Origin of the sequence: Streptomyces sp. ID05-26A (assembly GCF_033794685.1) — a bacterium.
GTDB lineage: Bacteria > Actinomycetota > Actinomycetes > Mycobacteriales > Pseudonocardiaceae > Lentzea.
Genome location: NZ_JARAYZ010000001.1, coordinates 1,690,766 through 1,713,477 on the forward strand (window position 1 = coordinate 1,690,766; position 22,712 = coordinate 1,713,477).

The following is a 22,712-nucleotide window of genomic DNA, read 5'->3' on the forward strand; positions in this document are numbered from 1 at the left end:
GGCTTAACTCGTTAGAGACCCGCGTACGAATGCAACCCGCTGGTGACCAAGTTGATGAAGAACAGGTTGAACACGTTCAGGGCAAAGCCCCCGACGTTGATCCATGCGGCCCCACGGCCACGCCAACCGGCCGTCGCGCGTGCGTGCAGATACGCCGCGTAGACGACCCACGTGACGAACGCGACCGTCTCCTTCGGGTCCCAGCCCCAGAACCGGCCCCACGCCGCTTCGGCCCAGATCGCGCCGAGGATGATCCCGGCCGTGAACAGCGGGAACGCCAGGACGGTGGTCCGGTACGACATGCGGTCGAGCACGTCGGCGGACGGCAGCTTCGGGAAGCGGTCGGCCTTGCTGTCCTTGAGCAGGTAGAGGATCGAGGTCACGCCGGGGATCAGCAGCACGCCGGACGAGATCGAGATGACCGATACGTGGATCACCAGCCAGTACGACCGCAGCGCCGGCTGAACGGGCGCGGACTCGGCGTAGAGCACGGTGCCGCCGATGAACAGCAGGACCAGGATCGGCGTGAGCACGAACACGCCGAGGCGGCGGATCGGGAACTTGGCCATCAGCACGATCCACGTCACCACGGCCGCGAGGCACAGCAGCGACATGTACTCGTACATGTTGCCCCAGGGCGCGCGCCCGGCCGACAGACCGCGCATGACCAATGAGCCGAGGTGCAGCACCGCACCGAGGACAGTCATCGCGGCACCCATGCGCCCGATGCGCTCGGAACGCGTCAGCTCGGACTTGGGCGCATCCGTGAGGATGTCCGGCCCACCGGATCCGACCAGCGCTTCCGCCTTGCGCGGCGCACGGGAGAAGGCCTGCTCCACGCCGTAGAGCAGGATCGCGAAGAAGTAGACGCCCAGCGCACTGCGGTACAGCCAGTCGCTGTAGGTCGCGAACGTCTCGTTGACCGGCATCAGGACTTCTCCTCGTTCAGCACCGCGCGGGCCAGCCGCGTGAACTCCTCGCCGTATCCTGCCTGGTCAGTACGGGCGAGCCCGCCGACCTCGACCAACGTACGCCCGTCTTCCAAACGGGTCGCACGCACCCACACCCTGCGGCGCTTGACGGTCAGCGAGACCCCCAGGCCGAGGATGATCAGGATGGCGAACGCCAGCACGTAACCCTGGGTCGGGTCGTGCGAAACCTGTAGGGACACCCAGTCGTTCACGGCGTCGAACCGCACCTTGGTGCCGTCGTCGAGCGCGATCTCCTCGCCCAGCGCGAGGTTCTTGCGCGCGACCTTCTGCAGCCGGCCCTGGTCGACCATCTTCTGGTCGATCGAGAAGATCGACTGGCCGCGTCCGTCGTCCACGCCGAGGTCGCCGCGGTACACGTCGACGGCGACCATCGGGTCGTTGAGCGCCGGGAACTTCGAGTTCAGGATGTTGCCGTGCAGCAACGGCGTCGGCGCCAGCAGACCCGTCACGGCGATCTGGTTCTTGCGCCGCGTCTCGGAGTCCGTGATGCCGGGCGGGTCGAACTTCGTGGCACCCTCCGAGGCCAGCGTGAGCTGGTCGGTCGGCAGCCACTGGATGCCCTGCGTGCGCTTCTCGCCGTTGGGGAACGTCACCGTGAACGTCGGCGTGTACCCGTGGCCGAGCAGGTAGACCCGGTCGCCCTCGGTGCGCAACGGGTGGTTGACCTGCAGCGCGTACGGCCGCCACGTGTTCGACGTGAGGTCGTCGCCCGACTGGTACCTGATGTCGGCCTTGAAGCCGACGGGCTGGCCGTTGTCGAGGTACTCGGCGGAGAACTTGCCGATCTCGACGCAGAACGGCGTGAGGTCCGTGCCGTCGACCCGCAGACCGGGCCGGAACTGGTCGTAGTTGAAGATGCCGCCGTTGCAGAACTGGCCGCCGTCGGCCTGGACGATGACCTGGCCCTCGTAGTTGAACATCTTGCCCAGCGCGAACGAGACCAGCAGCCCCAGCAACGCGAAGTGGAAGACCAGGTTGCCGGTCTCGCGCAGGAACCCGCGCTCGGCGCTGACCGTGCCCTCGCCGGTCTCCATCCGCCAGCCGCGCATGGCCTTCTTCGCCCGCCCGAGCGCCTCGTCCGGCGTGACGTCCAACTCGGCCTGCGCGTGGTGCGGCATCCGCGAGAGGTTGCGCGGCGTCAGAACGGGCTTCGCGCCCATCTGCTTGAAGTACTCCCACGTGCGGGGCAGCAGACACCCGACGAGGGACGTGAACAGCAGCAGGTAGATCGCGGCGAACCAAGGCGTGGCATACACCTCGAAGAACCCGAGCTTGAGCAGCAACTGCCCCCACCAGCCGCGCTGGGCGACGTACTCGTCGACCTTGGCCGCGTTGAGCGACAGCTGCGGCAACAACGCACCGGGCATGGCCGCGAGCGCGAGCAGGAACAGCAGTGTCAGCGCGGTCCTCATGGAGGTGAGCCCGCGCCACGTGTTGCGGAGGAAGGCGATCACTAGAGCGGCAACCTCACGACGTCGACGAACGAGTAGCGCAGCCACCCGACGAACTCACCCCAGAGCCCGGTGACCAGCGCGATCCCGACCAGGATCAACAGCACGCCGCCGAAGATCTGCACGTGCCGAGCGTGCGTGCGCAGCCACTTCGTCACGCCCAACGCCCACCGGGCCCCGAGCGCCAGCACCACGAACGGCAACCCGAGACCCAGGCAGTAGGCAAGCACCAGCACGGCCCCACGAGCAGTGGACGACCCGACCTCGGTACTACGCGCAACGGCGAGAACCCCGGCCAGCGTCGGCCCAAGACAGGGCGTCCACCCCAACGCGAACACGGCCCCGAGCACCGGAGCCCCGAACAGCCCGGCGTTGGGCTTGGTGTGGAACCGCACGTCCTTCTGCAGCGCCGGAACGAGCCCGAGGAACACCAGCCCCATCAGGATCGTGACGACCCCACCGATGCGCTGGAACAGATCAGCGTTGAGGAACAACGCGTCCGAAGCCCCAAGGATCGCCATGGACGCCAACGCGAAGACCACGGTGAACCCGAGCACGAACAGCAACGACGCCCCGGCCACCCGCCAACGCCCCTGCCTGGCGGGCTCGTCGGCCTCGACCCGAGGAGCCTCGGCACCGACCAGCCCAGCGAGGTAGGCCAGGTACCCGGGCACCAACGGCACCACGCACGGCGACGCGAAGGAGATAAATCCCGCGAGCAAGGCAACCCCGGTGGCCAGCAGCAACGGCCCGGAGATCGCCAGATCGGTGGGGTTCACAACCCTCAGAGTAGGTAGTTGCCCAGATCACGCCACGACCGGGCATGACCTTTCCGCCCAACACAACGGTTGGGCCAAAAGTACCGACAATTGCCGCTTGTGGGTGACATCACGCTTGCTTAGCGTCAACACATGCGACGCACCCGGCTGGTCCTCCCAGCGCTGACGATGGCAGCGCTGGCACTGTTCGCACAGGTACCGGTCGGCGGCGCGGCCCCGGCGATGGAGTGGCGTGAAGTCTTCAACGAAGACGGCACCATCACCCAAGCCCAGACCCCGAAGGCCCCCAGGGAGAAGTCGGCGGACTTCCGCACCCTGGCAGCGGCAGACGTGGTCCCGGTCCAGGTGACAGGCGACTCCTCAGACCGCTTCGACCTGGTCTTCGTAGGAGACGGCTACACAACAGAGGACCTGGCAACCTACACAGCAAACGTGAAGAGCAAGTGGGAAGAGCTCTCAGCCGTAGAGCCCTTCGCAAGCTACAAGGAGTACTTCAACGTCTGGCAGGTCAACGTGATCTCGCCAGAGTCAGGCGTAGACCACGACCCGACCAAGGGCCTGCTCAAAAACACGGCCCTGGACATGGGATTCTGGTGCCAAGGCCGAGACGCGAACACAGAACGCCTCCTCTGCGTGAACGAGACCAAGGCCAAGGAATTCGCGGCCCTGGCCCCCCAGTACGACCAGGTGATCGCCCTGGGCAACACCTCGAAGTACGGCGGAGCAGGCGGCTCGGTAGCCACCGCATCCGGCTCGAACGCACAAGCGGGCCAAATCGCAATCCACGAGCTGGGCCACTCGATCGGCGGCCTGGCAGACGAATACGACTACCCGTACATCACCTACACGGGCGCAGAACCACGAGAAATCAACGTGACCAAGGACCCCACAGGCGCAAAGTGGGGCGACTACCTGGGCCAGCCTTCCCCAGACGGCGGCGTGATCGCCCCGGTAGAGGGTGCCCGCTACTACAAGAGCGGCCTCTACCGCCCCACCGGCAACTCAATCATGCGAACCCTGGGCAAGCAGTTCAACTCCATCGGCAGGGACGCCATGATCAAGGCCTTCAAGGCCAAAATCCCATCCCTGAACCAGCCGGTAGCCCCGCCAGCCGGATAGCCGCAACGCCGAAGGCGAGCCGTTCGTCTTTCGTCTTTAGCAAGCGGTCCAGGCGGTGGGGTCCCATCACGAGTCGCGCCATAGCTCTTGCTGCATGCCTGGAGGGGTGTCAAACCGCCACGCTTTTCGGCGGTTTGACACCCCTCCAGGCATGTGGCCCGCTCTTGGTGTGACTCGTGATGGGACCCCACCGCCAACGCAACCCTCAAAGCAACCGGCAGCCGCCCAACGCAACAGGCGTGCCATCTACCTACGGGTGGCGCGGGCCCCCTGATCAGATTGCCGGGGGTCTGGGGGCAGCGCCCCCAGGGGAAGCACGCAACGCAACTATTCCTTACTCAACTCATCCAAAACAGCCTGCAAATCCTCAGCCAACACCGGCACAAGAAACACCGCAGCAACCTTATGCTCCTTATCCACAACAAACGTGGAAGGAACAGTATTTGCAGGCAACCCCTTGAATACATTGATAAAACTACGAGAAGAAGCATCATAAATAGAAGGATAGGTAAGCGACCGATCCTTCATAAAATCCCGAGGATGATCCTTCGAAGTCTCTTTGACATCAACCCCAAGCACCTGAGTCCCAGAATCAAACACCTTCTGCATCTCAGGCGCCTCGGTACGGCAGGGCCCACACCAGGCCCCCCAAATGTTGACGACAACAGGCTTACCAGAATAATCGGACAGCCGAACAGTAGCGCCATCCTCGAGCAGAGACTCCCCCTCGAGCCCCTTCAACAACTTCCGCTCCCCAGGCGCATACCGAAGCTCAACCTGCCCCCCAGGAGCAACGAGATAAAAATCCCCAGCCCCAACAGAAGCAGCATCCTTCCCAGTAGTACACCCAGCCAACAACAACACCAACAAGAACAACCGCTTCATGCCCCAGTCACCCGAGGATCAGTAGCCCCAACAGGCTCGGAGTAGGCAATCCGAACAAGCTGCTCCCCCTCAAAAATCAACGAGGTGAGAGAGGCCAAAGAACACTCCCGACGCCGAGGGTCATGCCACATCCGCTTACCCTCGAGAAACCGCCGCACAGTCCAAATAGGCAACTGATGCGAAACGCACACAGCCTCATGCCCCTCAGCAGCAGCCCGAGCCTTCTGCACCGCACCGAACATCCGGTGAGCGATCTCGAGGTAGGGCTCCCCCCAAGACGGCCGAAAAGGGTTCACGAGCTTCGGCCAGTGTTGAGGAGACCGCAGAGCCCCGTCCCCGACCGCAACCTTCAACCCCTCGAACTGGTTGCCGGCCTCGATCAACCGCTCGTCGGTGTCCAACTCCAGCCGATGCGAGTCGGCGATGGGCGAAGCAGTCTGCTGAGCCCGATCCAACGGAGAAGCGACAACATGCACGATGTCGTGGTCGGCGAGGTGCTCGGCCACGGTCAGCGCCTGCTTCTGCCCCCGCTCCGACAGCTTGAAACCGGGCAGACGCCCGTACAGGATCCCGGTCGGGTTGTGCACCTCACCGTGACGGAGCAGATGAACGACGGTGCGGCTCACTTGCGGGCCTCCTTGGCAGCACGAGCCGCATGCGGCAACGCGTCGGCGATCACGGCGAACTCCTCTTCACCCATGGCGGCGTTCACGAACCAGGCTTCGAACGCCGAAGGCGGCGCGTACACGCCCCTCTCCAGCAGCGCGTGGAAGAACGGCGGGAAGCGCCAGGTCTCACAGGCCTGCGCACCCGCGTAGTCCTTCACCTCAGAAGAACCGAAGAACACGCTCACCAGGTTCCCAGCGAACTGCACGCGGTGCTCGACACCGGCCTCGGTCAGCGCGGCCGTGAACAGCGCCCCGAGACGAGTCGCGTTGCGGTCCAGCGCCCGGTAGACGTCCTCGTCCGCGGCACGCAATGACGCCAGGCCGGCGGCCACCGCGACGGGGTTACCCGACAGCGTCCCGGCCTGGTAGACGGGACCGGACGGCGCAAGACGGGCCATCACGTCCGCACGGCCACCGAACGCGGCCGCCGGCAGGCCACCGGACATGACCTTGCCGAACGTGTAGAGGTCGCCGCGCACGCGCTCCAGGCCGAACCAGCCGCCGCGCGAGACGCGGAAGCCCGTCATGACCTCGTCCATGATCAGCAACGCGCCGTCGGCGTCGCAGATCTCACGCAGCGCCTCGTTGAAGCCGGCCGACGGCGCGATGGCGCCCATGTTGCCCGCCGCGGCCTCGGTGATGATGCAGGCGATCGTGCCGGGGTTCTCCGCGAACGCCGCGCGCACCGCCTCGACGTCGTTGTACGGCAGGACGATCGTGTCCTCGGCCTGCGCGCCGGTGACACCGGGCGACGAGGGCAGCCCCAGGGTCGCGACGCCGGAGCCCGCCTGGGCGAGCAACGCGTCGACGTGACCGTGGTAGCAGCCGGCGAACTTGATGACCTTGCGACGCTCGGTGAAGCCGCGGGCGAGACGGATCGCGCTCATCGTGGCCTCGGTGCCCGAGTTGACCAGGCGGACCTGGCGAACCGGCTCGACGCGGTCGATGATCTCGGCCGCGAGGTCGATCTCCCCCTCGGTCGGCGTCCCGAACGACAGACCGTTGACGGCCGCCTTCTGCACCGCCTCGACCACGGCGGGGTGGGCGTGCCCGAGGATCATCGGGCCCCACGACGCCACCAGGTCGACGTACCGGTTGCCGTCCGCGTCCCACAGGTGCGGACCCTCGCCACGCACCATGAAACGCGGGGTGCCGCCGACGGAGTGGAACGCCCGCACCGGAGAGTTGACCCCGCCGGGGGTCAGCGTCGACGCGCGCTCGAACAGGGCCTGGGATCGACTCGCAGTCACGTACCCCAGTCTCACATGTCGGAGTCGGCGGCTTCCTGCGGCCGGGCGCGCACGGCCAGCATGATCTGCCTCACCGCGTCGAGAGCGAGGACCACGGCGAGCGTGGCGGCGCCGGCGGCGGTGCCCAGCCAGTTGCCGTGCAGACGGGTGGAGATCAGCGGCTCGCGGCCCTCGAACGGGTACTCGAGGCGCACGACGCCGCGGTTCCAGCACCACACGGCGGCGATCACCAGCAGGACGATCGCGACGACCTCACCCGCGGCGATGAGCCACCGCTTGGGCTGGTGCAGGCCCGGACCGGCCGGTGGGGCCTGCTCAGGCTCCTCCACCACGGTGTCCGACTCCGGCTCAGTCACGGCCTCTGTCACGCCGCTCACCTTCTCACGACCCGTCGCAACGCCGCGAGGAAGGCTTCCGGATCGCGTGCCCACGCCAGCACCACCGTGCCGTCGACGAGCCGCAGTGGCACCGCCGTCGTCCCCTTGGGCACCGACCAGCCGCCACCGAGCACCTTCGCCCCGGTCGGGGCGCCGACGTCCTGACAGGCCTCGATCATCGCGACCGGCATCTTCTCGCGCCCGAACTGGGCTTCCTCGGCCGTGAGCTCGATGCTGCCGGTCTTGATCCGCAGGTTCACCCACACGACCGCGCAGAGCGTCAGCAGGAGTCCCACGATCGCCCACAGCGCCACGGAGGCGGGCCCGGTGACGAGTTCGACCAGGTACCCGGCCACCGCGAACGCCGGGCCCCACAGCAACGGCCACCAGCTGCTGCCGGACTCGCGGTAGAGCACTAGCGAACGAACCTGTTCGAGGCGGGCAGGAACTGCAGCACGACGGCCGCGACGGTCAGCCCGATCACGACGATGCCGATGGCCACGCTCGGCTGCCAGACCTGCGCGCCGATCGAGATGAAGATGATCGCGAGCATGGTCAGCAACCCGAGCACGGCGAGGATCGTGAGCAGGATGCGCGCCCAGTTCTGGCCGTTGCGCAGCACGACCGCGAACGCGACGTACGGCGCGGCGGCGACCAGCATCACGAACCCGAAGATCACCGCCATGGCCCGCACGCCGAGATCGGCGGCCTGCCGGTCCTCCTCGGTGACGATGCTGTCCTGGGTGACGAAGAAGTCCGCGTTGGCGAGCAACATCACCGGCAGCACGGCGACCGACAGCACGGCGGCCGCGATCCAGATCCACATCGCGGCGGTGATCGTGGCCGGCCGCGGCGGTGCCAGCTCGTGCGGCAGCACCGGCGACAGCGGCGTCATGTAACCGGCGTTCGCGACCTGGTTGACCTGGTACTGCCCACCGGGCGCCGGATAGGGGGCCGCCGGGTTCTGCCACTGCGCGTGGTCCAGCGGCGGTGCCATCTCCGGCGCGGGCGGCATCGGCAGCCCCATGTTGTTCACGGCGGTCACCTCGTACGTCCCGGCCGTCGAGCCGTACTGGTCCTGCCGTCCGTCCTGGTTCGGCTGCCAGGGGTTCGGGTCCTGCGGGTTGCTCACTGCTCACGCACCTCCGCCAGCCACTGTGCCGTACGCGCCTGCCACGTGAAGACGATTGCGAGGCAGATGAGCAGCAACGTGACCAAACTCGACGCGCTGACGCCCACGAACAGGATCCAGATCATGTGCACGACCGCGATGAACGACAACGCGATCCGCGCCCAGTTCCGGCGCTTCAGAAACAGCCGCGTCAGCCACGCGTAGGCCACCACGAAGATCACCGCGACCGCCGACAGCGTGCCCAGGAAGCTCGTGACCTGCCCGGACGTCCACCCGGTCAGCCGCTGGACCTCACCGCGCTGGAACCACAGCCCGGCGGTGGTGAAGAGGACGAAGACCGCGATCGCGAGCCACAGGCCTACCGCGATGCGCACGGTCCGGGGAGTGTCGTCGGTCTTCACGCTGGCTGCTCGCTCTCGGTCAGGTACTCGGTCGACTGCCGGAGGTAGAAGAACGCGAGACCGACCGTCGCCACCAGTGCGCCGGCGACACCCAGCGGGCTGAACGTGAGCTGGTAGAACAGCCCGAGCAACACGGTGATCATGAGCGAGGTGCGGCTCTTCTTCGCCCCGGCCCGCGCCTTGCGGGCGAACCAGACGGCGAGGCCGCCGATCAGCAGCGAACCGGCCAGCGCCGAGATCCACGTGAGGTCGACGTCCCTGGTGATCGTGTCCACCGTCCTCGCCGGATCGGTGTTCGCCTGGACGTTGGCGTCGATCACGGCCTGCCTGATCACGAGCACGAACAGCGCGGCCAGGACGGTGAGCACCGAGCCGGCGACGACGAGCCAGTAGCCCGCGGTGATCTTGCCGGGAGGGCCCGATTCCTTCGGAGACGTCACGATCGCGAACTTAGGACGGCAGGGTCGCGGTGTCCACCGCGCCCCTCTTCCTGAAGTGCGCGGACACCCGGTACATCAACACGATCGCGGACGCGTCCAGCACGGTGGTGACCGCGGTGACGGCCAGGTCGACCGGACGCATTTCGACTCCGAGCTGTGCCGCGATCCCACTGGCCCAGGCGACCAACCGGAACAGTCCGAACGCGACAGAGGCGCCGCCCAGCACGGTCAGCACGATCCGGGCCCAGTTGCGGCCACGCGCCATCGCGTTCGCGAACCGGGTGTACGCGACGACCAGCAGCAGGGCGATCAGCAGTCCGAAGAGGACACCGCCGTCAACAGACGCGTCGATCTGGTCCTGCCCCATCGAAGGGTTCTGCCGCCGCACCTCGGTGACGAGCATCTCGCGGTCGAGGAGCTGTTCGAGGAACCGCAGCATGCCGACGCACGCACTGGTGATCCACAACCAGCGCGCGACGTCGATCAGCTTCGGGACGGGAGTTACCGGTCCAGCCACCGGGCGGCTTCCACTGCCCAGTACGTGAGCACGATGTCCGCGCCGGCACGACGGATGGACGTGAGCGACTCGAGGATCGAGCGCTCGCGGTCGATCCAGCCGTTGCGGGCGGCGGCCTCGATCATCGCGTACTCGCCGGAGATCTGGTACGCCGCAACGGGAACGTCCGAGATCTCGGCGACCGCGCGCAGCACGTCCAGGTACAGCAGGGCGGGCTTGACCATGACCATGTCCGCGCCCTCGGCGAGGTCCAGCTGCACCTCGTGCAACGCCTCGCGGGCGTTCGCCGGGTCCTGCTGGTAGGTCTTGCGGTCGCCCGCGAGCTGCGACTCGACGGCGTCGCGGAACGGGCCGTAGAACGCCGAGGCGTACTTGGCCGCGTACGCGAGGATGCCGGTGTCCTGCAGGCCCGCGGTGTCCAGGGCGTTGCGGATGAAGGCGATCTGGCCGTCCATCATGCCGCTCGGGCCGACGACGTGGGCACCGGCGCGCGCCTGCGCGACGGCCATCTCGCCGTAGACCTCGAGGGTCGCGTCGTTGTCCACGCTGCCGTCTGCGGCGAGCACACCGCAGTGGCCGTGGTCGGTGAACTCGTCGAGGCAGCAGTCCGACATGAGGACGGTGCTGTCACCCAACTCGGCGCGCAGGTCGCCCAGCGCGGCGTTGAGGATGCCGTCCGGGTCGGTGCCGCCGGAGCCGACGGCGTCGCGCACGGACGGGACGCCGAACAGCATGATGCCGCCGACCCCCGCCTGCACGGCCTCGACCGCGGCCTTGCGCAGCGAGTCACGGGTGTGCTGGAAGACACCCGGCATGCTGCTGATCTCGGCGGCCTCGGAGGCGCCTTCCTTGACGAACATCGGCAGCACGAGCTGACGGGGGCGCACCTCGGTCTCGGACACGAGGCGGCGCATGGCGGGCGTCGTGCGCAGACGCCTCGGCCGGTGAAGTGGGTACACGGCGGACTCCCTGGCTGAAGAGAGTCGAAGGGGCCACTCAAAGGATCTTGAGTGGCCCCGACGGCTTCCTGACTTAGCTGCGGCGCAGACGCTTGGTCTTGCGCGGAGGAGGCAGCGCTCCCTCGGCGCGCAACCGGGCGGCGTGGGCGGCCAGCGCGTCGACCAGCGCGGGCACGTTCGCCTCCTCGGGCTGCACGTCGACCCGGAGGCCGAACTCCCGCGCCGTCTCGGCGGTCTGCGGGCCGATGCACGCGACGAGCGTGCGGGCGTGCGGCTTGCCCGCGATGCCGACCAGGTTCCGCACGGTCGACGACGAGGTGAAGCACACCGCGTCGAAGCCACCGGACTTGATCATCTCGCGGGTGTCGGCGGGCGGCGGCGCGGCACGCACGGTGCGGTACGCCGTCACGTCGTCGATCTCCCAGCCACGTTCACGCAGGCCGGCGGCCAGCGTCTCGGTGGCGATGTCGGCCCGCGGCAGCAGCACGCGGTCGACCGGGTCGAGGATGTCGTCGTAGGGCGGGAAGTCGTTGAGGAGACCCTCGGACGACTGGTCACCCGACGGCACGAGCTCCGGGATGATGCCGAACGAGCGCACCTTCGCGGCCGTGGCCTCGCCGACGCAGGCGATCTTCACGCCGGAGAACGCACGGGCGTCCAGGCCGAACTCGCGGAACTTCTCCCACACCGCGCGGACGGCGTTGGTCGAGGTGAAGACGACCCACTGGTAGCGGCCGTCGACGAGACCCTTGACCGAGCGCTCCATCTGCGCGGGGCTGCGGGGCGGCTCGACCGAGATCGTCGGCACCTCGACGGCGATCGCACCGTGCGAGTGCAGGCGCTCGGACATCGCGCCGGCCTGCTCCTTGGTCCGCGGGACCAGCACTCGCCAGCCGTACAGCGCCCGCGACTCCCACCAGGAGAGCCTCGAACGTGCGGCGGCGGCGGCACCGACGGTGACGACCAGCGGGCCGCCCATCTCACCGGCGTCGGCCGCGACGGCGGCCAGCGTGGTGTCGATGGTGCGCTGCTGGAAGCCGGTTCCCTCGGCGGTCACGGCGACCGGGGTCTGCGGCGCGAGGCCGTTCTCGACCAGGTTCGACGCGGCCTCGGCCAGGTGCGAACCGGTCGCGTGCAGCACCAGCGTGCCGGGCGCGGCGGCGAGGCCGGCCCAGTCCGTCACGGCGCGCACGTCGACCTCGGTGTGCACGCCACCGAGAGCGACGCCCGCGTACGCCGGCACCGCGGTGCCCGAGGGCACACCGGGGACGACGTCGAACGGGATCGTCGACTTCGCGACGGCCTGCGCTTCCTTCACGACCGAGTCGAGGGTCAGCGGGTCACCCGCGACGAGGCGAACGACGGTCGAGCCGTTCTTCGCCTCCGCCACCAGGTCCTTGGCCACGTCGGCGGCCTCGCCGACAGCGGGGCGGACCTCGACTCCCTCGGGCACGGTCGCGAGAACGTCCGCGGGGACGTCCGGGTCGGTGACCACGAGTTCAGCCCTGGTGAGCAAGTCGTGGGCCCGGACCGTGAGCAACCCGGTGTCGCCGGGGCCGGAGCCCACGAAAGCGACGCGTCCGGGGGTCTTGCGTGCGCGGGTCATCAGGGCACTCCCCATCGATTACGCCTCTGGACCGCTGAGAACGGCGGCCCCGAGGTCGAGCAACTCGGCGGCCAGCGCACGGCCGAGTCCCTCAGCTTCGGTCAAGTCACCGGTGGCGGACGCACGGAGGAGATCGTTCTCCGGCGTCGCTGCGACCCCGCGCAGGGAAAGTCGGTACACGACCTTCCCGTCGTCATCGAGGTCTTCCACCACATCGGCCAGCGCGCCGACCGGCGCGCTGCAGCCCGCTTCGAGCGCGGCCAGCATGGCGCGCTCAGCGGTCACAGCGGCCCGGCTGGCCGAATCGTCCAAAGTGGACTGGATCAGGTGCTCGGCGTCGACGTCGTCGACCCGGCACTCGACTGCCAACGCACCCTGTGCGGGTGCGGGAAGCATCTGGATGGGCTCCAGGTTCTCGGTGATCTCGCTCGTGCGGCCGAGACGCGAGATGCCGGCGCGAGCCAGCACCACCGCGTCGAGTTCGCCGTTGCGGACCTTGCCGATGCGCGTGTCCACGTTGCCGCGCAACGGAACGATGTTCAGCCCGAGGCCGAGGGCCTCCAGCTGGGCCGCTCGCCGCGGCGAACCGGTGCCCACAGTGGATCCCACCGGCAGCTCACCGAGCGTGAGACCGTCGCGCGCCACCAGGGCGTCGCGCGGGTCTTCGCGCCGGGGCACGGCCGCGAGCGTCAGACGGGGGTCCGGCGCGGTCGGGAGGTCCTTGTAGGAGTGGACGGCGATGTCGATCTCGTCGTTCGCGAGCGCGTCACGAAGAGCCGACGTGAAGACGCCGATGCCGATCTGCGCGATGGGCGCGTCGGAGAGGTCGCCCGGCGTCTTGATGACGACGATCTCGACCTGGGCTCCGGCAGCCCTCAGCGACTCGGCCACGGTCCCCGTCTGCGCGAGCGCCAGTGCGCTGCCTCGGGTACCGATCCGTAGGGTGCGGGTCACCGCGTTTCACCATCCACAGAAGACTTGGTCTGACTGACAACCCCAGGCGACTGGGGGTCGAGCCCGAACAGTTCGCGGAGAGCCTCCGCGTAGCCGGTACCACCAGGGGCGGAGGCGAGCTCCTTCACCCTGACGGTCGGCGTGTGCAGGAGCTTGTCTACAACGCGGCGCACCGTCTTGGCCAATTCACCGCGTGTCGCGGGGTCCAGTTCGGGAAGTCGCGAATCAAGACGGAGCAGTTCGGCGTCGACCACCTCGGCGGCCCGCTTGCGCAGGGCCGTGACGGTCGGCGTGACCTCGGCGGACCGCTGGCCCGCGAGGTAGGCCCTCACCTCGTCGGCGACGAGCTGGACGGCCAGGCGCGTGTCCTGGCCGGCGGGCGCGTCGGAGAGGCGGCGCTGCAGCGTTTCCAGGTCCACCACACGAACGTTCGGCAGCTCGGCCGCGGCCGGGTCGACGTCCTTCGGCAGGCCCAGGTCGCACACGACCAACGGCCGCGAGCGCTTGCTGATCATGTCCGCGCGGACGACCGTGTCGACCGACCCGGTGCACGCGAAGACGATGTCCGCGAGGTCGATCTCGACGGCCAGCGCGGTGAGGTCGACGGCCGTCGCGGGGACGCCCTCGGCCTTCAGCGACGTGGCGAGACGCACACCGTTGGCCTGCGTCCGGTTCGCGATGACGACCTCGCCGATGCCCGCCCGGCGCAGGTGAGCAGCGGCCAGGCCGCCCATGGCACCGGCACCGACGAGCAGCGCGCGCTTGCCGACGAGCGTGCCCAACTGGGCCTCCGCGTCGCCGAGGGCCTCGGACACGACCGACGCACCGGCGTGGTCGATGCCCGTCTCGGCGTGCACGCGCTTGCCGACGCGCAGGGCGTTCTGGGTGAGCTCGTGGGCGGTCTTGCCGACGGTGCCCGCCTCGTCCGCCGCCGCGTACGCACCGCGCAGCTGGCCGAGGATCTGGGACTCGCCGACGACCATCGAGTCGAGGCCGGCCGCGACGGAGAACAGGTGCTCGACGGCAGCGGCGGCGTAGTGCACGTAGAAGTGCTCGTAGAGCGACTGGGGCTCGATCTGCGCGTGCTGCGCGAGAACCTCGACGACCTCGGACATACCGCCGTGGAACGACTCGACGACGGCGTAGACCTCGACCCTGTTGCAGGTCGACAGGACCATCGCCTCGGAGACGCTGGGGGCGGCGAGCAACTGGCCGAGGACCTTGGACATGTCCGGCTCGGCCACGGTGACGCGTTCCAGGACCGGGACTGGGGCGGTGCGGTGCGACAGACCGACTACGAGCACGCTCATGCACTCACCACGTCTGCCGGAGCCGCCTGGCTCACGCTCACGGGCGAATCACCATCCCGTCCACACCGAGTCCGTTGTTGTCGACCGAGCCGATCCCTGCCGAGACGCTGGCAGCCTCGTCCGCACGTCGAGCGACGTGGAACGACAGGATCTGCATCTCGACCGCCAAGTCAACCTTGCGCACCTCGACGTTGTCTGGAACCTGAAGGACAACTGGTGCAAAGTTCAGAATGCACTGCACGCCCGCAGATACCAAACGGTCGCAAACCGACTGAGCGGCCGGTGGCGGCGTCGCGATGACACCGATCGACACCTCGCGCTCGCGGCAGATCGCGGTGATCTCGTCGATGTGGTTGACGGGGATGCCCCCAACAGGGATTCCGACGAGATCGGCGTCCACGTCGAAGAGGGCGGTGACCGGGAAACCGCGGCCGGGGAACCCGCCGTAGTTAGCGAGAGCGTGACCAAGGTTACCGATGCCGACGACGGCCACCGAGTGGTTCCTGGTGAGGCCGAGGATGCGCTCGATGTGGCTGACGAGGACCTCGACGTCGTAGCCGACGCCCCTCGTGCCGTAGCTGCCGATGTAGCTCAGGTCCTTGCGGAGCTTCGCCGCGTTGACGCCGGCGGCCTGGCTCAGCTCCTCGCTGGAGACGGCCGTCACGCCGCTCTCGGACATGCCCGACAGCACGCGGAGGTACACGGCGAGCCGGGCCACGGCGGCCTCGGGGATCGCGCGGGCGCGCTCCTTGTCGGCAGCCTCTGCAGGGGTGGTGGTCGTCTCACCTTCGCCCCGCTGTGATGCCACGCTCTCCGACCTCCGGGTGTGCTTCACCGCAGGGACCCGCGGCGTTGGTGATGACCACACCGTACCGCTTGTGAACGCACGCACAAAGTCGGTGATCGGGTGTCACAGCGCTGATGACAGGGCGTGACCAGCGCTTCCTCGGTTCATGATCACCAAGGGGTGAGCGCCTACTCCACGGTGAAGGTGACGGAGTGCCATCCCGTCGCACCGTCGGGAACCGGGTCGAGGCGTGCCTGGTCCTGGGTGAACCCGGATTTGTCGGTGGCCCGGCACTCGACCGTGTGACTGCCCCGGGACAGCTCCAGCTCGATCTTCCACATGCGCCACGTGGTGTCGCTGACGTCGGCCGCGAGCTCGGTCTCCCGCCACGGCCCGCCGTCGATGCGGACCTCGACCTTCGCCACGCCCTTCGGCTGCGCCCAGGCCGTGCCCGCGATGACGGCCTTGCCCTGGACCTTGCCCATCCGCTGGGGCCGGTCGATCCGCGAGGAGGTCTTGATCGGCGCCCTCGTCGCCCAGCCGCGCGGGATCCAGTAGCCCTGGTCCTTGGCGAACGTCGTCACGTTGAGGTCGGTGACCCACTTGGTCGCGGAGACGTAGCCGTAGAGGCCGGGGACCACGAGGCGTGCCGGGAAACCGTGCTCGGCGGGCAGCGGTTCGCCGTTCATGCCGATCGCGATCAGGCCGCGTTCGAGCACGTAGTCGAGCGGGCTGCCGGCCGTGAACCCGTCGTCGCTGGTGCTGAACAGCTGGTCCGCGCCGGCCTTCACGCCGGCTTCCCTGAGCACGTCGCCGATCCTGACACCGACGAAGTCGGCCGTGGAGATGTACGGCCCGCCCACCTCGTTGGAGACGCAGGTCAGCGTGACGGTCTCCTCGACCAGGTCCCTGCTGCGGATCTCCTCGAACGTGAGCACCGTGGGCCGCTCGACCATGCCGTGCACCCGCAGCGCCCACTCCTCGGCGCGGATCCGCGGCACGCTCAGCGCCGTGTCGATCCGGTAGAAGTCCTTGCCGCTGGTGATGAAGCTCGGGGTGCCGTCCTTGACGAAGTCGGCGTTGAACGGGATCTCCGGTGCCTTGGTCTTCGGCGTGAGGTCACCGACGGCCTGCCTGCTGCCCTCGACGTCCGTCCGCGCGCCGAACAGCTGCCCCGCGACCCCGGCGAAGACCGACAGTCCGGCGGTGATCAGGAAGCCCCGCCGGCTCTCGCTCTCCTCGGCCTCTTTGTGCAGGTAGCGGAACACGTAAACGCCTGCGGCGGTGCTGGCCACGGGCGCGAGGACGGCGAGCTGGCCGACGTCCGGCCTGGTCACGACGGCCGCGACGCCCACGAAGCCGAGCAGCACGGCCACGAGCGTTCCCGGCGCGGGACTGTTCCGGCTGGCCAGCCCGGCTCCGACGCCGATGGCCGCGAGCACGATCCCCATGCCGATCAGCAGCACGAGCTTGTCGTAGGTGCCGAACGTGGTGACCGCGAAGTCCTTGAGCCACGACGGCGTGAGGTCGATGGCGGCATTGCCCACGGCGAGGTACGGGGAGGCGCTCAGGCCCACGAAGGCCGCCACCAGGTGCCCGGCTGCTAGGGCGGCGACGAGCGCGAGCAGTCCGGCGAGGGCGGCCTTGGCGGGCTTCATGCTTCCCATTCGACACCCGCCGGGCCTTGGTTCGCTCAGGTCGTAAGCCTCCCGTAACGCCTCACCCTCGCAGGGCCGCCCGCAGGCGGTCCTCCTCCACCTTCCAGTACCCGTGCTCGGCCCCGTCGACCAGGAACACCGGCACCCGGTCCCCGTACTCGGCCCGCAGCTCCGGGTCCGAGTCCACGTCCTCGACGGACCAGGTCGCGCCGAGGTCCGCGCAGATCCGTTCGATCTCCACCGCCGCCTCCTCGCAGGAGTGGCAGGAGACCCGGCTCATCAACGTCACGTGGTGGGACATGGGTTCATGCTCCCAAAGGCCTGCGGAGCACCGCGCGCGCCAGCTTGCCGGTCGGCGAGTGCGGCAGGGCCGGGGCGAAGTCCACCACCGTCGGCACCTTGAACTTGGCCAGGCGGGCGGCGCAGTGGGCCACGACCTGGTCGCTCGTCAGCTCCTGGCCGTCGCGCAGGACCACGACGACCTTCACCGACTCGCCGGTCCTCTCGTCCGGTACGCCGACGGCCGCGGCCTCCACGACCTCGGACATCTCGCCGACGACCTGCTCGACCTCGTGCGGGTAGACGTTGAAGCCGTTGACGATGATCAGGTCGCCGGCGCGGTCGACCAGGTGCAGGTCGCCGTCGGCGTCGATGAAGCCGACGTCGCCCGTGCGGAACCAGCCGGACGAATCCGGGCCGTGCGCGCCGTCGGGCCAGTAGCCGCTGAAGATGTTGTCGCCCTTCGCGGACACCAGGCCGGTGCCGGGCTCGTCCTCGTCGATGTCGAGCACCGAGCCGTCCGTGTCGACCAGGCGGATCTCGACGCCGGGCAGCGCCTGGCCCACGGAACCGGGCTTCGGCGTGCCCCCGACCAGCGTGGACGTGAGCACCGGGCCCGTCTCGGTCAGGCCGTAGCCCTCGAAGATCGGGATGCCGATCGCGCCGCGCATCTCCGCGATGACCGCGGCGGGCAGCGGGGCCGCGCCGGAGGTGAACAGCCGGACCGTCGCGAGCTTCTCGCGCAGCAGCTCGACGGGGTGGGCGAGCAGCGCCCGGTACATGGGCGGCACGCCGACCATGGTGGTGACGCGGTGCTCCTCGATGACGTCCAGCACGGTGGACGGGTCGAAGCGCTCCAGCAGGATCGCCGTGGCGCCCGCGCCCGCCGTCTGCAGCAGGCCGGGGCCGAGGCCGTAGACGTGGAACAACGGCAGCGCGAGCAGCACCCGGTCGCCCGCCGTGACGGGAGCGGGGCGCAGCGAGGCGCACTGCGAGACGTTCGCGAGCAGCGCCCGGTGGGACAGCATCGCGCCGCGCGGCACACCGGACGTGCCCGAGGTGTAGCCGAGAACCGCCAGGTCCTCGCCTCCCCGGACGGCCTCGAAGGGCTCGGCCGTCGCGGTGACGTCCGGAACCTCGACCGCCTGGGCGTCGGAACCCTCGCCGTCACCCACGAGCAACGCGGCCCCGGAGTCGGCCAGGATCCGCTGGAGCTCGCGCGGCGGGTTGCCGGGGCCGGTGGGGACCACGACGCCGCCCGCACGGAGAATTCCGAACACGGCGACCACGAACTCGGGGCTCGTGGGCAGCCGTACCGCCACTCGGTCGCCCGGTTCGAGTCCGGAATCGGCCAAACGGCGGGCGAAAGCATCGGTCGCGCGGTCGATGGTTTCCCACGTGAGGCTCTTACCGCTCGCTACGTCGACCAAGGCGACGTGGCTGGGTCCCCGCTGTGCCGAAGCACGGACCAGATCTGACACATTGCGAGCGGAAGTCAACATGGCCTCCTCATGAACAACTGGGCACTGCGAGCAGTCTTCCACGCGTGACGAGCGTCATGAAGTCGCGGTTGGCACGTCTTCACATCAGAACCCGTCCGCTACCTACTACGGAGTAACCACACGTATGCTGCCGCCACGGCGACTCTGTGGAGGTGCCGCGAGCCGATGACCGCGCGGGCACGACCGAACACGATCAGGACCACCCGGACCATGACGGGGGGTCAGCACGACAACGCCGCAGACGAGCCGTGGCAGCTCGTCAAGGCCGCCCAAGAGGGTGACACCGAGGCGTTCGGAGTGCTCTACGACAAGTACGTCGACATGGTCTTCCGCTATGTCCTCTTCCGGGTGGGCGGCGATCGCGCGTTCGCCGAGGACGTGACCAGCGAGACGTTCCTGCGCGCGCTGCGCAGCATCGGTTCGGTCAGCTACCAGGGCCGCGACGTGGGCGCGTGGTTCGTCACGATCGCCCGCAACATCGTGTACGACCACGTGAAGTCGAGCCGCTACCGGCTCGAGGTCACGACGGCCGAACTGCAGGACAACCGCGAGGAGACGAGCGGACCCGAGCAGGAGGTCATGACCGAGGCGACCAACGCGGAGCTGCTCCGGTGCGTCTCACAGTTGGGTGACGATCAGCGCGACTGCATCGTGCTGAGGTTCATCGAAGGCAAGTCGGTGTCCGAGGTCGCGCAGATCATGGACCGCAACGAAGGCGCCGTGAAGGCACTCCAACACCGAGCCGTGAGGCGGCTCGCACAGATCCTCCCGTCCTGGTTGCGGTGATAGCGATCGCAGGGGCGTAACCCAAAGCAGATCAACTTCGTTACTCGGGCTGAGATGGACGGCAAGGGAAGAACACCGCGGTGGCGGCAGACGGAGCACGAGCGATTCGCCCGTGCCGTTGAAGGCGGCCCACAGCCGGTAGGAAACGACGACCTCGCTGAGGACCTCGCGATCGTCGAACTCCTCCGGCGGATGGACGTCGGCCCGGACGCGGAGACGCGCGAACGGATGAAACAGCGCGTGCTCACGGCGCCCCCACCCGAAAAACCAATGGTGCTCCCGTCGGTAAGACGGGTGGGAGCGCGCGCACGAGTGGCAGTCGCAGCGGCCGCGGTCCTCTGCTTGCTGTTGTCCCTCGCCGGTATGAGCGTGCTGCTCAGCCGTGACGCGCTCCCGGGAGACCCGCTCTACGGCATCAAGCGCACGACCGAAAGCGCCTCGCTCGGCCTGACGTTCGACGACGAGGACCGAGCCCTCAAGCACCTCGAGTTCGCCGCGTCCAGGGTCACCGAGATGGAGACCCTGGCCGACCGCGAATCGGACTCGGCAGCCCAGCTCACGGCGCTGACCGACCTGGACGCCGACGCGGTCGAGGGCGCCCGCCAGCTCACCGAGTACGCCACGTCGTCCGACCGGACGGCGCTGCCAGCGCTCAACGAGTGGGCGCTGGCCCAGTACGTGAAGCTCGGCACCCTGCGCACCCGCCTGCCCGACGACGCACGAGCCCACGCCGACACCACGATGTGGCTGCTCGCGAGCATCGCCCAGCGGGCCCACGACCTGGCAGCCCGGGTGAGCTGCGACGCCGTGACCAGCGGTTCCTCCGATCCGCTCGGCCCACTGCCCGCCAGGGACGAGTGCGCCGCGGTCGTCACCGACCCGAGCACGTCACCGGGCAGCAGGCCGTCCTCGGCGCAGCCGAGCGTCTCGAACCCGCCCGCGCCGTCCGGTTCGGTGAACCCGTCCGTGCAGCCCACCCAGTCGGTGGCACCGGGCACGTCGACCGCGCCGTCGGCGAAGCCGGGAACCTCGACTCCGCCCACGTCCGGCAAGCCCGGGATCACGATTCCGCTGCCCCTGCCGCTGCCGAGCATCTCGCTGCCGCTGCTGCCCGGGATCAGCTTCGGCTGAGCACGGCTCCGCGCATGATCGCGAGCTCCACCGGTGACGCCTGCTCGCGCCACCGGTGCTCGACGGCCGCGTAGGTCGTGACGTCGTGCCAACGGCCCTGCGTGTGGAACAACTCGCGCAGGGTCGCCTCCGGTTCGAGGCCGGCGCCGGTCATGACCCCGCTCATCAACCCGTGGTCGGACCGGTGCCCGGCCCACACGCGGTGGATACCGAGCTGCCCGAACGCGTGCGCGAAGAGCAGCCGCCCCGCCTCCGAACCGCACCCCTTCAGCGGCGAACCGGGCAGGATCACCAGACCCGTGCACATGGCGTTGCTGCCGTACTCCTCCAGCAACAGCCCGATCATCCCGGCCATCGTGTCGTCGTCGTGCGAGGTGATGGCGAAGACGAGTTTGCGCGGGGTGGGCGTGTAGAACGCGGCGGTGGCCTTCTCCGGCGTCATCCGCTCGACGCCGAGGTACCGCGTGAGCACCGGACTGCCGTAGATGCGCTGGTAGACGGGCAGGTCACCGTCCTCGAGAGGACGCAACCGGACGTTCTCGCCGATGAGCACCGTCATGGCGCACCGCCGACGAGACGCTCGATGTCGACGTAGTAGCGCCCGGACGGCTGATGCTTGCCGAGGAGGATGCGGCGCGCGGCGTCGGTGACGATCGCACCGCCGAGCATGGTGCCGGACGCGAGCTGCGGCCAGCTGCTCAGCGTGCGGCCGATCTCGGTCATGGCCTGCGTCAGCGCCGGGCTGATCCGCGTCCCGTCGACCATCCGCACCATCAACCCCACCATCTCGGCGCGGTCGAGCCCCGCGACGTCGGCGGCCGTGACGTCACCGACCCGCCCGTGCAGCAACGGCCGGTCCGGTTCGAGGTCGAACCGCTCGACGTCGAGCAGCCCCCGGTCGTTGGTGTCCATCAACACGGGAATGCCCAGCTCACGCGCCCGCTCCCGCACAGCGACCTTGACCCACGCCGTGTCGCACTCCTCCACGACCAGGTCGGCGCCGTCGAGGAAGCCCGCGAGGTTCTCGCCGGTCAGCCCGTCCCGCCAGATCTCGACGTCCAGGTACGGATCGAGCTCGAACAGCTGCCGCGCGCACAACACGGTCTTCTCGACCCCGAGCTCGTGCACGCCGGTGCGCAGCCGGTTGAGGTTCGACAGCCCGAGCCGGTCGAAGTCGGCAAGCCGGAAACTGCCCCCGACCCCCTCCATAGCGGCCGTGAGCGCGGCACTGTTGCCCACCGACAACCCGACCACCGCAACCCGCTTGCCGAGCAGAACCTGCTGCTCCTCACGCGTGATCTTGTTCCGGTTGCGGTCGGTCCGAACGAGCCGGAACTCGTCGCGGGGCAGCACGTGCACCAGCCGCCCACTCCAGGGATAGAACGCCCACGTTCCGTAATCAACCAGATCCCGCTCGCCGAGCACCTCGGCCTTGGCCGCAGCCCACTCGCCAGGGGTCCTGACCCGTCCGGGTTCCCGCGCGGAGATCAGCTCTTCGATCTGGGCATCAATGCAGTCATGAACGGCGGTGACCCGCCCGTTCGCCAGCAACCCGGCGAGCTGGTCCCCTCCGAGGAGTTCAGGCCGCCAGGACTCGCCGTCGAACAGCTCAGCAGGTGCGGATAACGCAGAAACGATCATGTTCACGCGCGGAGTAGATCATCATCGATGCTCCGAACGGAGTACATCAGTCCGTGTCGACCTGACCACACCGAGTGAATGTCTTTGC

25 protein-coding genes are annotated in these 22,712 nt (G+C 68.6%); 3 read left to right on the forward strand and 22 right to left on the reverse strand.

Annotation, left to right across the window (positions count from 1 at the left end):
- Positions 1–11: 11 nt before the first annotated feature.
- The 3 genes from ccsB to PV646_RS08280 are packed head-to-tail and all read right to left on the reverse strand — an operon-like array spanning position 12 to position 3,222.
- A complete protein-coding gene (ccsB, locus tag PV646_RS08270; RefSeq protein ID WP_500340844.1) occupies positions 12–929 on the reverse strand; it encodes a c-type cytochrome biogenesis protein CcsB in 918 nt (305 codons plus the stop codon).
- Positions 929–2,446 carry a cytochrome c biogenesis protein ResB gene (gene resB, locus PV646_RS08275; protein ID WP_500340845.1) on the reverse strand — a complete coding sequence of 506 codons (1,518 nt, stop codon included), beginning with the start codon at positions 2,444–2,446 and terminating at the stop codon, positions 929–931. The genes ccsB and resB overlap by 1 nt, the downstream gene beginning before the upstream one ends.
- Positions 2,446–3,222 (reverse strand): cytochrome c biogenesis CcdA family protein, encoded by a 777-nt coding sequence (locus tag PV646_RS08280; protein WP_500340846.1) that lies wholly within the window; start codon positions 3,220–3,222, stop codon positions 2,446–2,448. The genes resB and PV646_RS08280 overlap by 1 nt, the downstream gene beginning before the upstream one ends.
- Positions 3,223–3,354: 132 nt before the next feature.
- Between PV646_RS08280 and PV646_RS08285 the strand changes: the two genes are divergently transcribed.
- A complete protein-coding gene (locus PV646_RS08285) occupies positions 3,355–4,341 on the forward strand; it encodes a M64 family metallopeptidase (RefSeq protein WP_500340847.1) in 987 nt (328 codons plus the stop codon).
- 327 nt (positions 4,342–4,668) lie between these two features.
- Here PV646_RS08285 and PV646_RS08290 read toward each other — a convergent pair whose 3' ends face one another.
- The 17 genes from PV646_RS08290 to PV646_RS08370 all read right to left on the reverse strand — a co-directional run bounded on the left by PV646_RS08290 (position 4,669) and on the right by PV646_RS08370 (position 19,066).
- Positions 4,669–5,226, reverse strand: coding sequence for a TlpA family protein disulfide reductase (locus PV646_RS08290; protein WP_500340848.1), 558 nt, complete (start codon positions 5,224–5,226; stop codon positions 4,669–4,671).
- Complete coding sequence (locus PV646_RS08295) at positions 5,223–5,852, reverse strand: histidine phosphatase family protein (protein ID WP_500340849.1); 630 nt, start codon at positions 5,850–5,852, stop codon at positions 5,223–5,225. Before PV646_RS08295 ends, PV646_RS08290 begins: the two co-directional genes overlap by 4 nt.
- Complete coding sequence (gene hemL, locus PV646_RS08300; RefSeq protein ID WP_500340850.1) at positions 5,849–7,144, reverse strand: glutamate-1-semialdehyde 2,1-aminomutase; 1,296 nt, start codon at positions 7,142–7,144, stop codon at positions 5,849–5,851. Before hemL ends, PV646_RS08295 begins: the two co-directional genes overlap by 4 nt.
- A gap of 11 nt (positions 7,145–7,155) precedes the next feature.
- Entirely contained in the window at positions 7,156–7,512 is a 357-nt protein-coding gene (locus PV646_RS08305; RefSeq protein ID WP_500340851.1) for a hypothetical protein, read from the reverse strand.
- Positions 7,513–7,517: 5 nt separating this feature from the next.
- Entirely contained in the window at positions 7,518–7,937 is a 420-nt protein-coding gene (gene mce1N / locus PV646_RS08310; protein ID WP_500340852.1) for a transport-regulating membrane protein Mce1N, read from the reverse strand.
- Positions 7,937–8,653 (reverse strand): hypothetical protein, encoded by a 717-nt coding sequence (locus PV646_RS08315; RefSeq protein WP_500340853.1) that lies wholly within the window; start codon positions 8,651–8,653, stop codon positions 7,937–7,939. Before PV646_RS08315 ends, mce1N begins: the two co-directional genes overlap by 1 nt.
- Complete coding sequence (locus PV646_RS08320) at positions 8,650–9,054, reverse strand: hypothetical protein (RefSeq protein WP_500340854.1); 405 nt, start codon at positions 9,052–9,054, stop codon at positions 8,650–8,652. Before PV646_RS08320 ends, PV646_RS08315 begins: the two co-directional genes overlap by 4 nt.
- Positions 9,051–9,494, reverse strand: coding sequence for a hypothetical protein (locus PV646_RS08325; RefSeq protein WP_500340855.1), 444 nt, complete (start codon positions 9,492–9,494; stop codon positions 9,051–9,053). The genes PV646_RS08320 and PV646_RS08325 overlap by 4 nt, the downstream gene beginning before the upstream one ends.
- 10 nt (positions 9,495–9,504) lie before the next feature.
- Positions 9,505–10,011 carry a hypothetical protein gene (locus PV646_RS08330; RefSeq protein ID WP_500340856.1) on the reverse strand — a complete coding sequence of 169 codons (507 nt, stop codon included), beginning with the start codon at positions 10,009–10,011 and terminating at the stop codon, positions 9,505–9,507.
- Positions 9,996–10,925, reverse strand: a complete 930-nt coding sequence (gene hemB, locus PV646_RS08335; RefSeq protein ID WP_500342330.1) for a porphobilinogen synthase — start codon at positions 10,923–10,925, stop codon at positions 9,996–9,998. Before hemB ends, PV646_RS08330 begins: the two co-directional genes overlap by 16 nt.
- A 118-nt stretch (positions 10,926–11,043) precedes the next feature.
- Entirely contained in the window at positions 11,044–12,576 is a 1,533-nt protein-coding gene (locus PV646_RS08340; RefSeq protein WP_500340857.1) for a bifunctional uroporphyrinogen-III C-methyltransferase/uroporphyrinogen-III synthase, read from the reverse strand.
- Between the two features lie 18 nt (positions 12,577–12,594).
- A complete protein-coding gene (gene hemC, locus PV646_RS08345; protein WP_500340858.1) occupies positions 12,595–13,530 on the reverse strand; it encodes a hydroxymethylbilane synthase in 936 nt (311 codons plus the stop codon).
- Positions 13,527–14,840: a glutamyl-tRNA reductase gene (locus PV646_RS08350; protein ID WP_500340859.1), complete on the reverse strand. Its 1,314-nt coding sequence runs from the start codon at positions 14,838–14,840 to the stop codon at positions 13,527–13,529. The genes hemC and PV646_RS08350 overlap by 4 nt, the downstream gene beginning before the upstream one ends.
- Positions 14,841–14,877: 37 nt before the next feature.
- Positions 14,878–15,573, reverse strand: a complete 696-nt coding sequence (locus tag PV646_RS08355; RefSeq protein WP_500342332.1) for a redox-sensing transcriptional repressor Rex — start codon at positions 15,571–15,573, stop codon at positions 14,878–14,880.
- A 242-nt stretch (positions 15,574–15,815) separates the two neighbouring features.
- A complete protein-coding gene (locus tag PV646_RS08360) occupies positions 15,816–17,285 on the reverse strand; it encodes a molybdopterin-dependent oxidoreductase (RefSeq protein WP_500340860.1) in 1,470 nt (489 codons plus the stop codon).
- A 61-nt stretch (positions 17,286–17,346) separates the two neighbouring features.
- A complete protein-coding gene (locus PV646_RS08365) occupies positions 17,347–17,586 on the reverse strand; it encodes a glutaredoxin family protein (RefSeq protein ID WP_500340861.1) in 240 nt (79 codons plus the stop codon).
- A 4-nt stretch (positions 17,587–17,590) separates the two neighbouring features.
- Entirely contained in the window at positions 17,591–19,066 is a 1,476-nt protein-coding gene (locus PV646_RS08370; RefSeq protein WP_500340862.1) for an AMP-binding protein, read from the reverse strand.
- Between the two features lie 210 nt (positions 19,067–19,276).
- On the opposite strand from PV646_RS08370, the gene PV646_RS08375 reads away from it, so the two are divergent.
- Together PV646_RS08375 and PV646_RS08380 are read left to right on the forward strand one after the other, a co-directional pair.
- On the forward strand, positions 19,277–19,852 hold the full coding sequence (locus tag PV646_RS08375) for a sigma-70 family RNA polymerase sigma factor (protein WP_500340863.1): 576 nt from the start codon (positions 19,277–19,279) through the stop codon (positions 19,850–19,852).
- Between the two features lie 312 nt (positions 19,853–20,164).
- Complete coding sequence (locus PV646_RS08380) at positions 20,165–20,983, forward strand: DUF5667 domain-containing protein (protein ID WP_500340864.1); 819 nt, start codon at positions 20,165–20,167, stop codon at positions 20,981–20,983.
- Here the strand turns inward: PV646_RS08380 and PV646_RS08385 are convergent.
- On the reverse strand, positions 20,970–21,542 hold the full coding sequence (locus tag PV646_RS08385; protein ID WP_500340865.1) for a GNAT family N-acetyltransferase: 573 nt from the start codon (positions 21,540–21,542) through the stop codon (positions 20,970–20,972). The genes PV646_RS08380 and PV646_RS08385 overlap by 14 nt on opposite strands.
- On the reverse strand, positions 21,539–22,624 hold the full coding sequence (locus PV646_RS08390; RefSeq protein WP_500342335.1) for a ThiF family adenylyltransferase: 1,086 nt from the start codon (positions 22,622–22,624) through the stop codon (positions 21,539–21,541). Before PV646_RS08390 ends, PV646_RS08385 begins: the two co-directional genes overlap by 4 nt.
- Positions 22,625–22,712 lie beyond the last annotated feature (88 nt).

Coding starts and splice junctions, on each gene's coding strand:
- ccsB (WP_500340844.1), bottom strand. CDS start 929: ATGCCGGTCAACGAGACGTTCGCGACCTACAGCGACTGGCTGTACCGC.
- PV646_RS08285 (WP_500340847.1), top strand. CDS start 3,355: ATGCGACGCACCCGGCTGGTCCTCCCAGCGCTGACGATGGCAGCGCTG.
- PV646_RS08290 (WP_500340848.1), bottom strand. CDS start 5,226: ATGAAGCGGTTGTTCTTGTTGGTGTTGTTGTTGGCTGGGTGTACTACT.
- hemB (WP_500342330.1), bottom strand. CDS start 10,925: ATGCGCCGCCTCGTGTCCGAGACCGAGGTGCGCCCCCGTCAGCTCGTG.
- PV646_RS08340 (WP_500340857.1), bottom strand. CDS start 12,576: ATGACCCGCGCACGCAAGACCCCCGGACGCGTCGCTTTCGTGGGCTCC.
- PV646_RS08350 (WP_500340859.1), bottom strand. CDS start 14,840: ATGAGCGTGCTCGTAGTCGGTCTGTCGCACCGCACCGCCCCAGTCCCG.
- PV646_RS08360 (WP_500340860.1), bottom strand. CDS start 17,285: ATGAAGCCCGCCAAGGCCGCCCTCGCCGGACTGCTCGCGCTCGTCGCC.
- PV646_RS08365 (WP_500340861.1), bottom strand. CDS start 17,586: ATGTCCCACCACGTGACGTTGATGAGCCGGGTCTCCTGCCACTCCTGC.
- PV646_RS08370 (WP_500340862.1), bottom strand. CDS start 19,066: ATGTTGACTTCCGCTCGCAATGTGTCAGATCTGGTCCGTGCTTCGGCA.
- PV646_RS08375 (WP_500340863.1), top strand. CDS start 19,277: ATGACGGGGGGTCAGCACGACAACGCCGCAGACGAGCCGTGGCAGCTC.
- PV646_RS08385 (WP_500340865.1), bottom strand. CDS start 21,542: ATGACGGTGCTCATCGGCGAGAACGTCCGGTTGCGTCCTCTCGAGGAC.
- PV646_RS08390 (WP_500342335.1), bottom strand. CDS start 22,624: ATGATCGTTTCTGCGTTATCCGCACCTGCTGAGCTGTTCGACGGCGAG.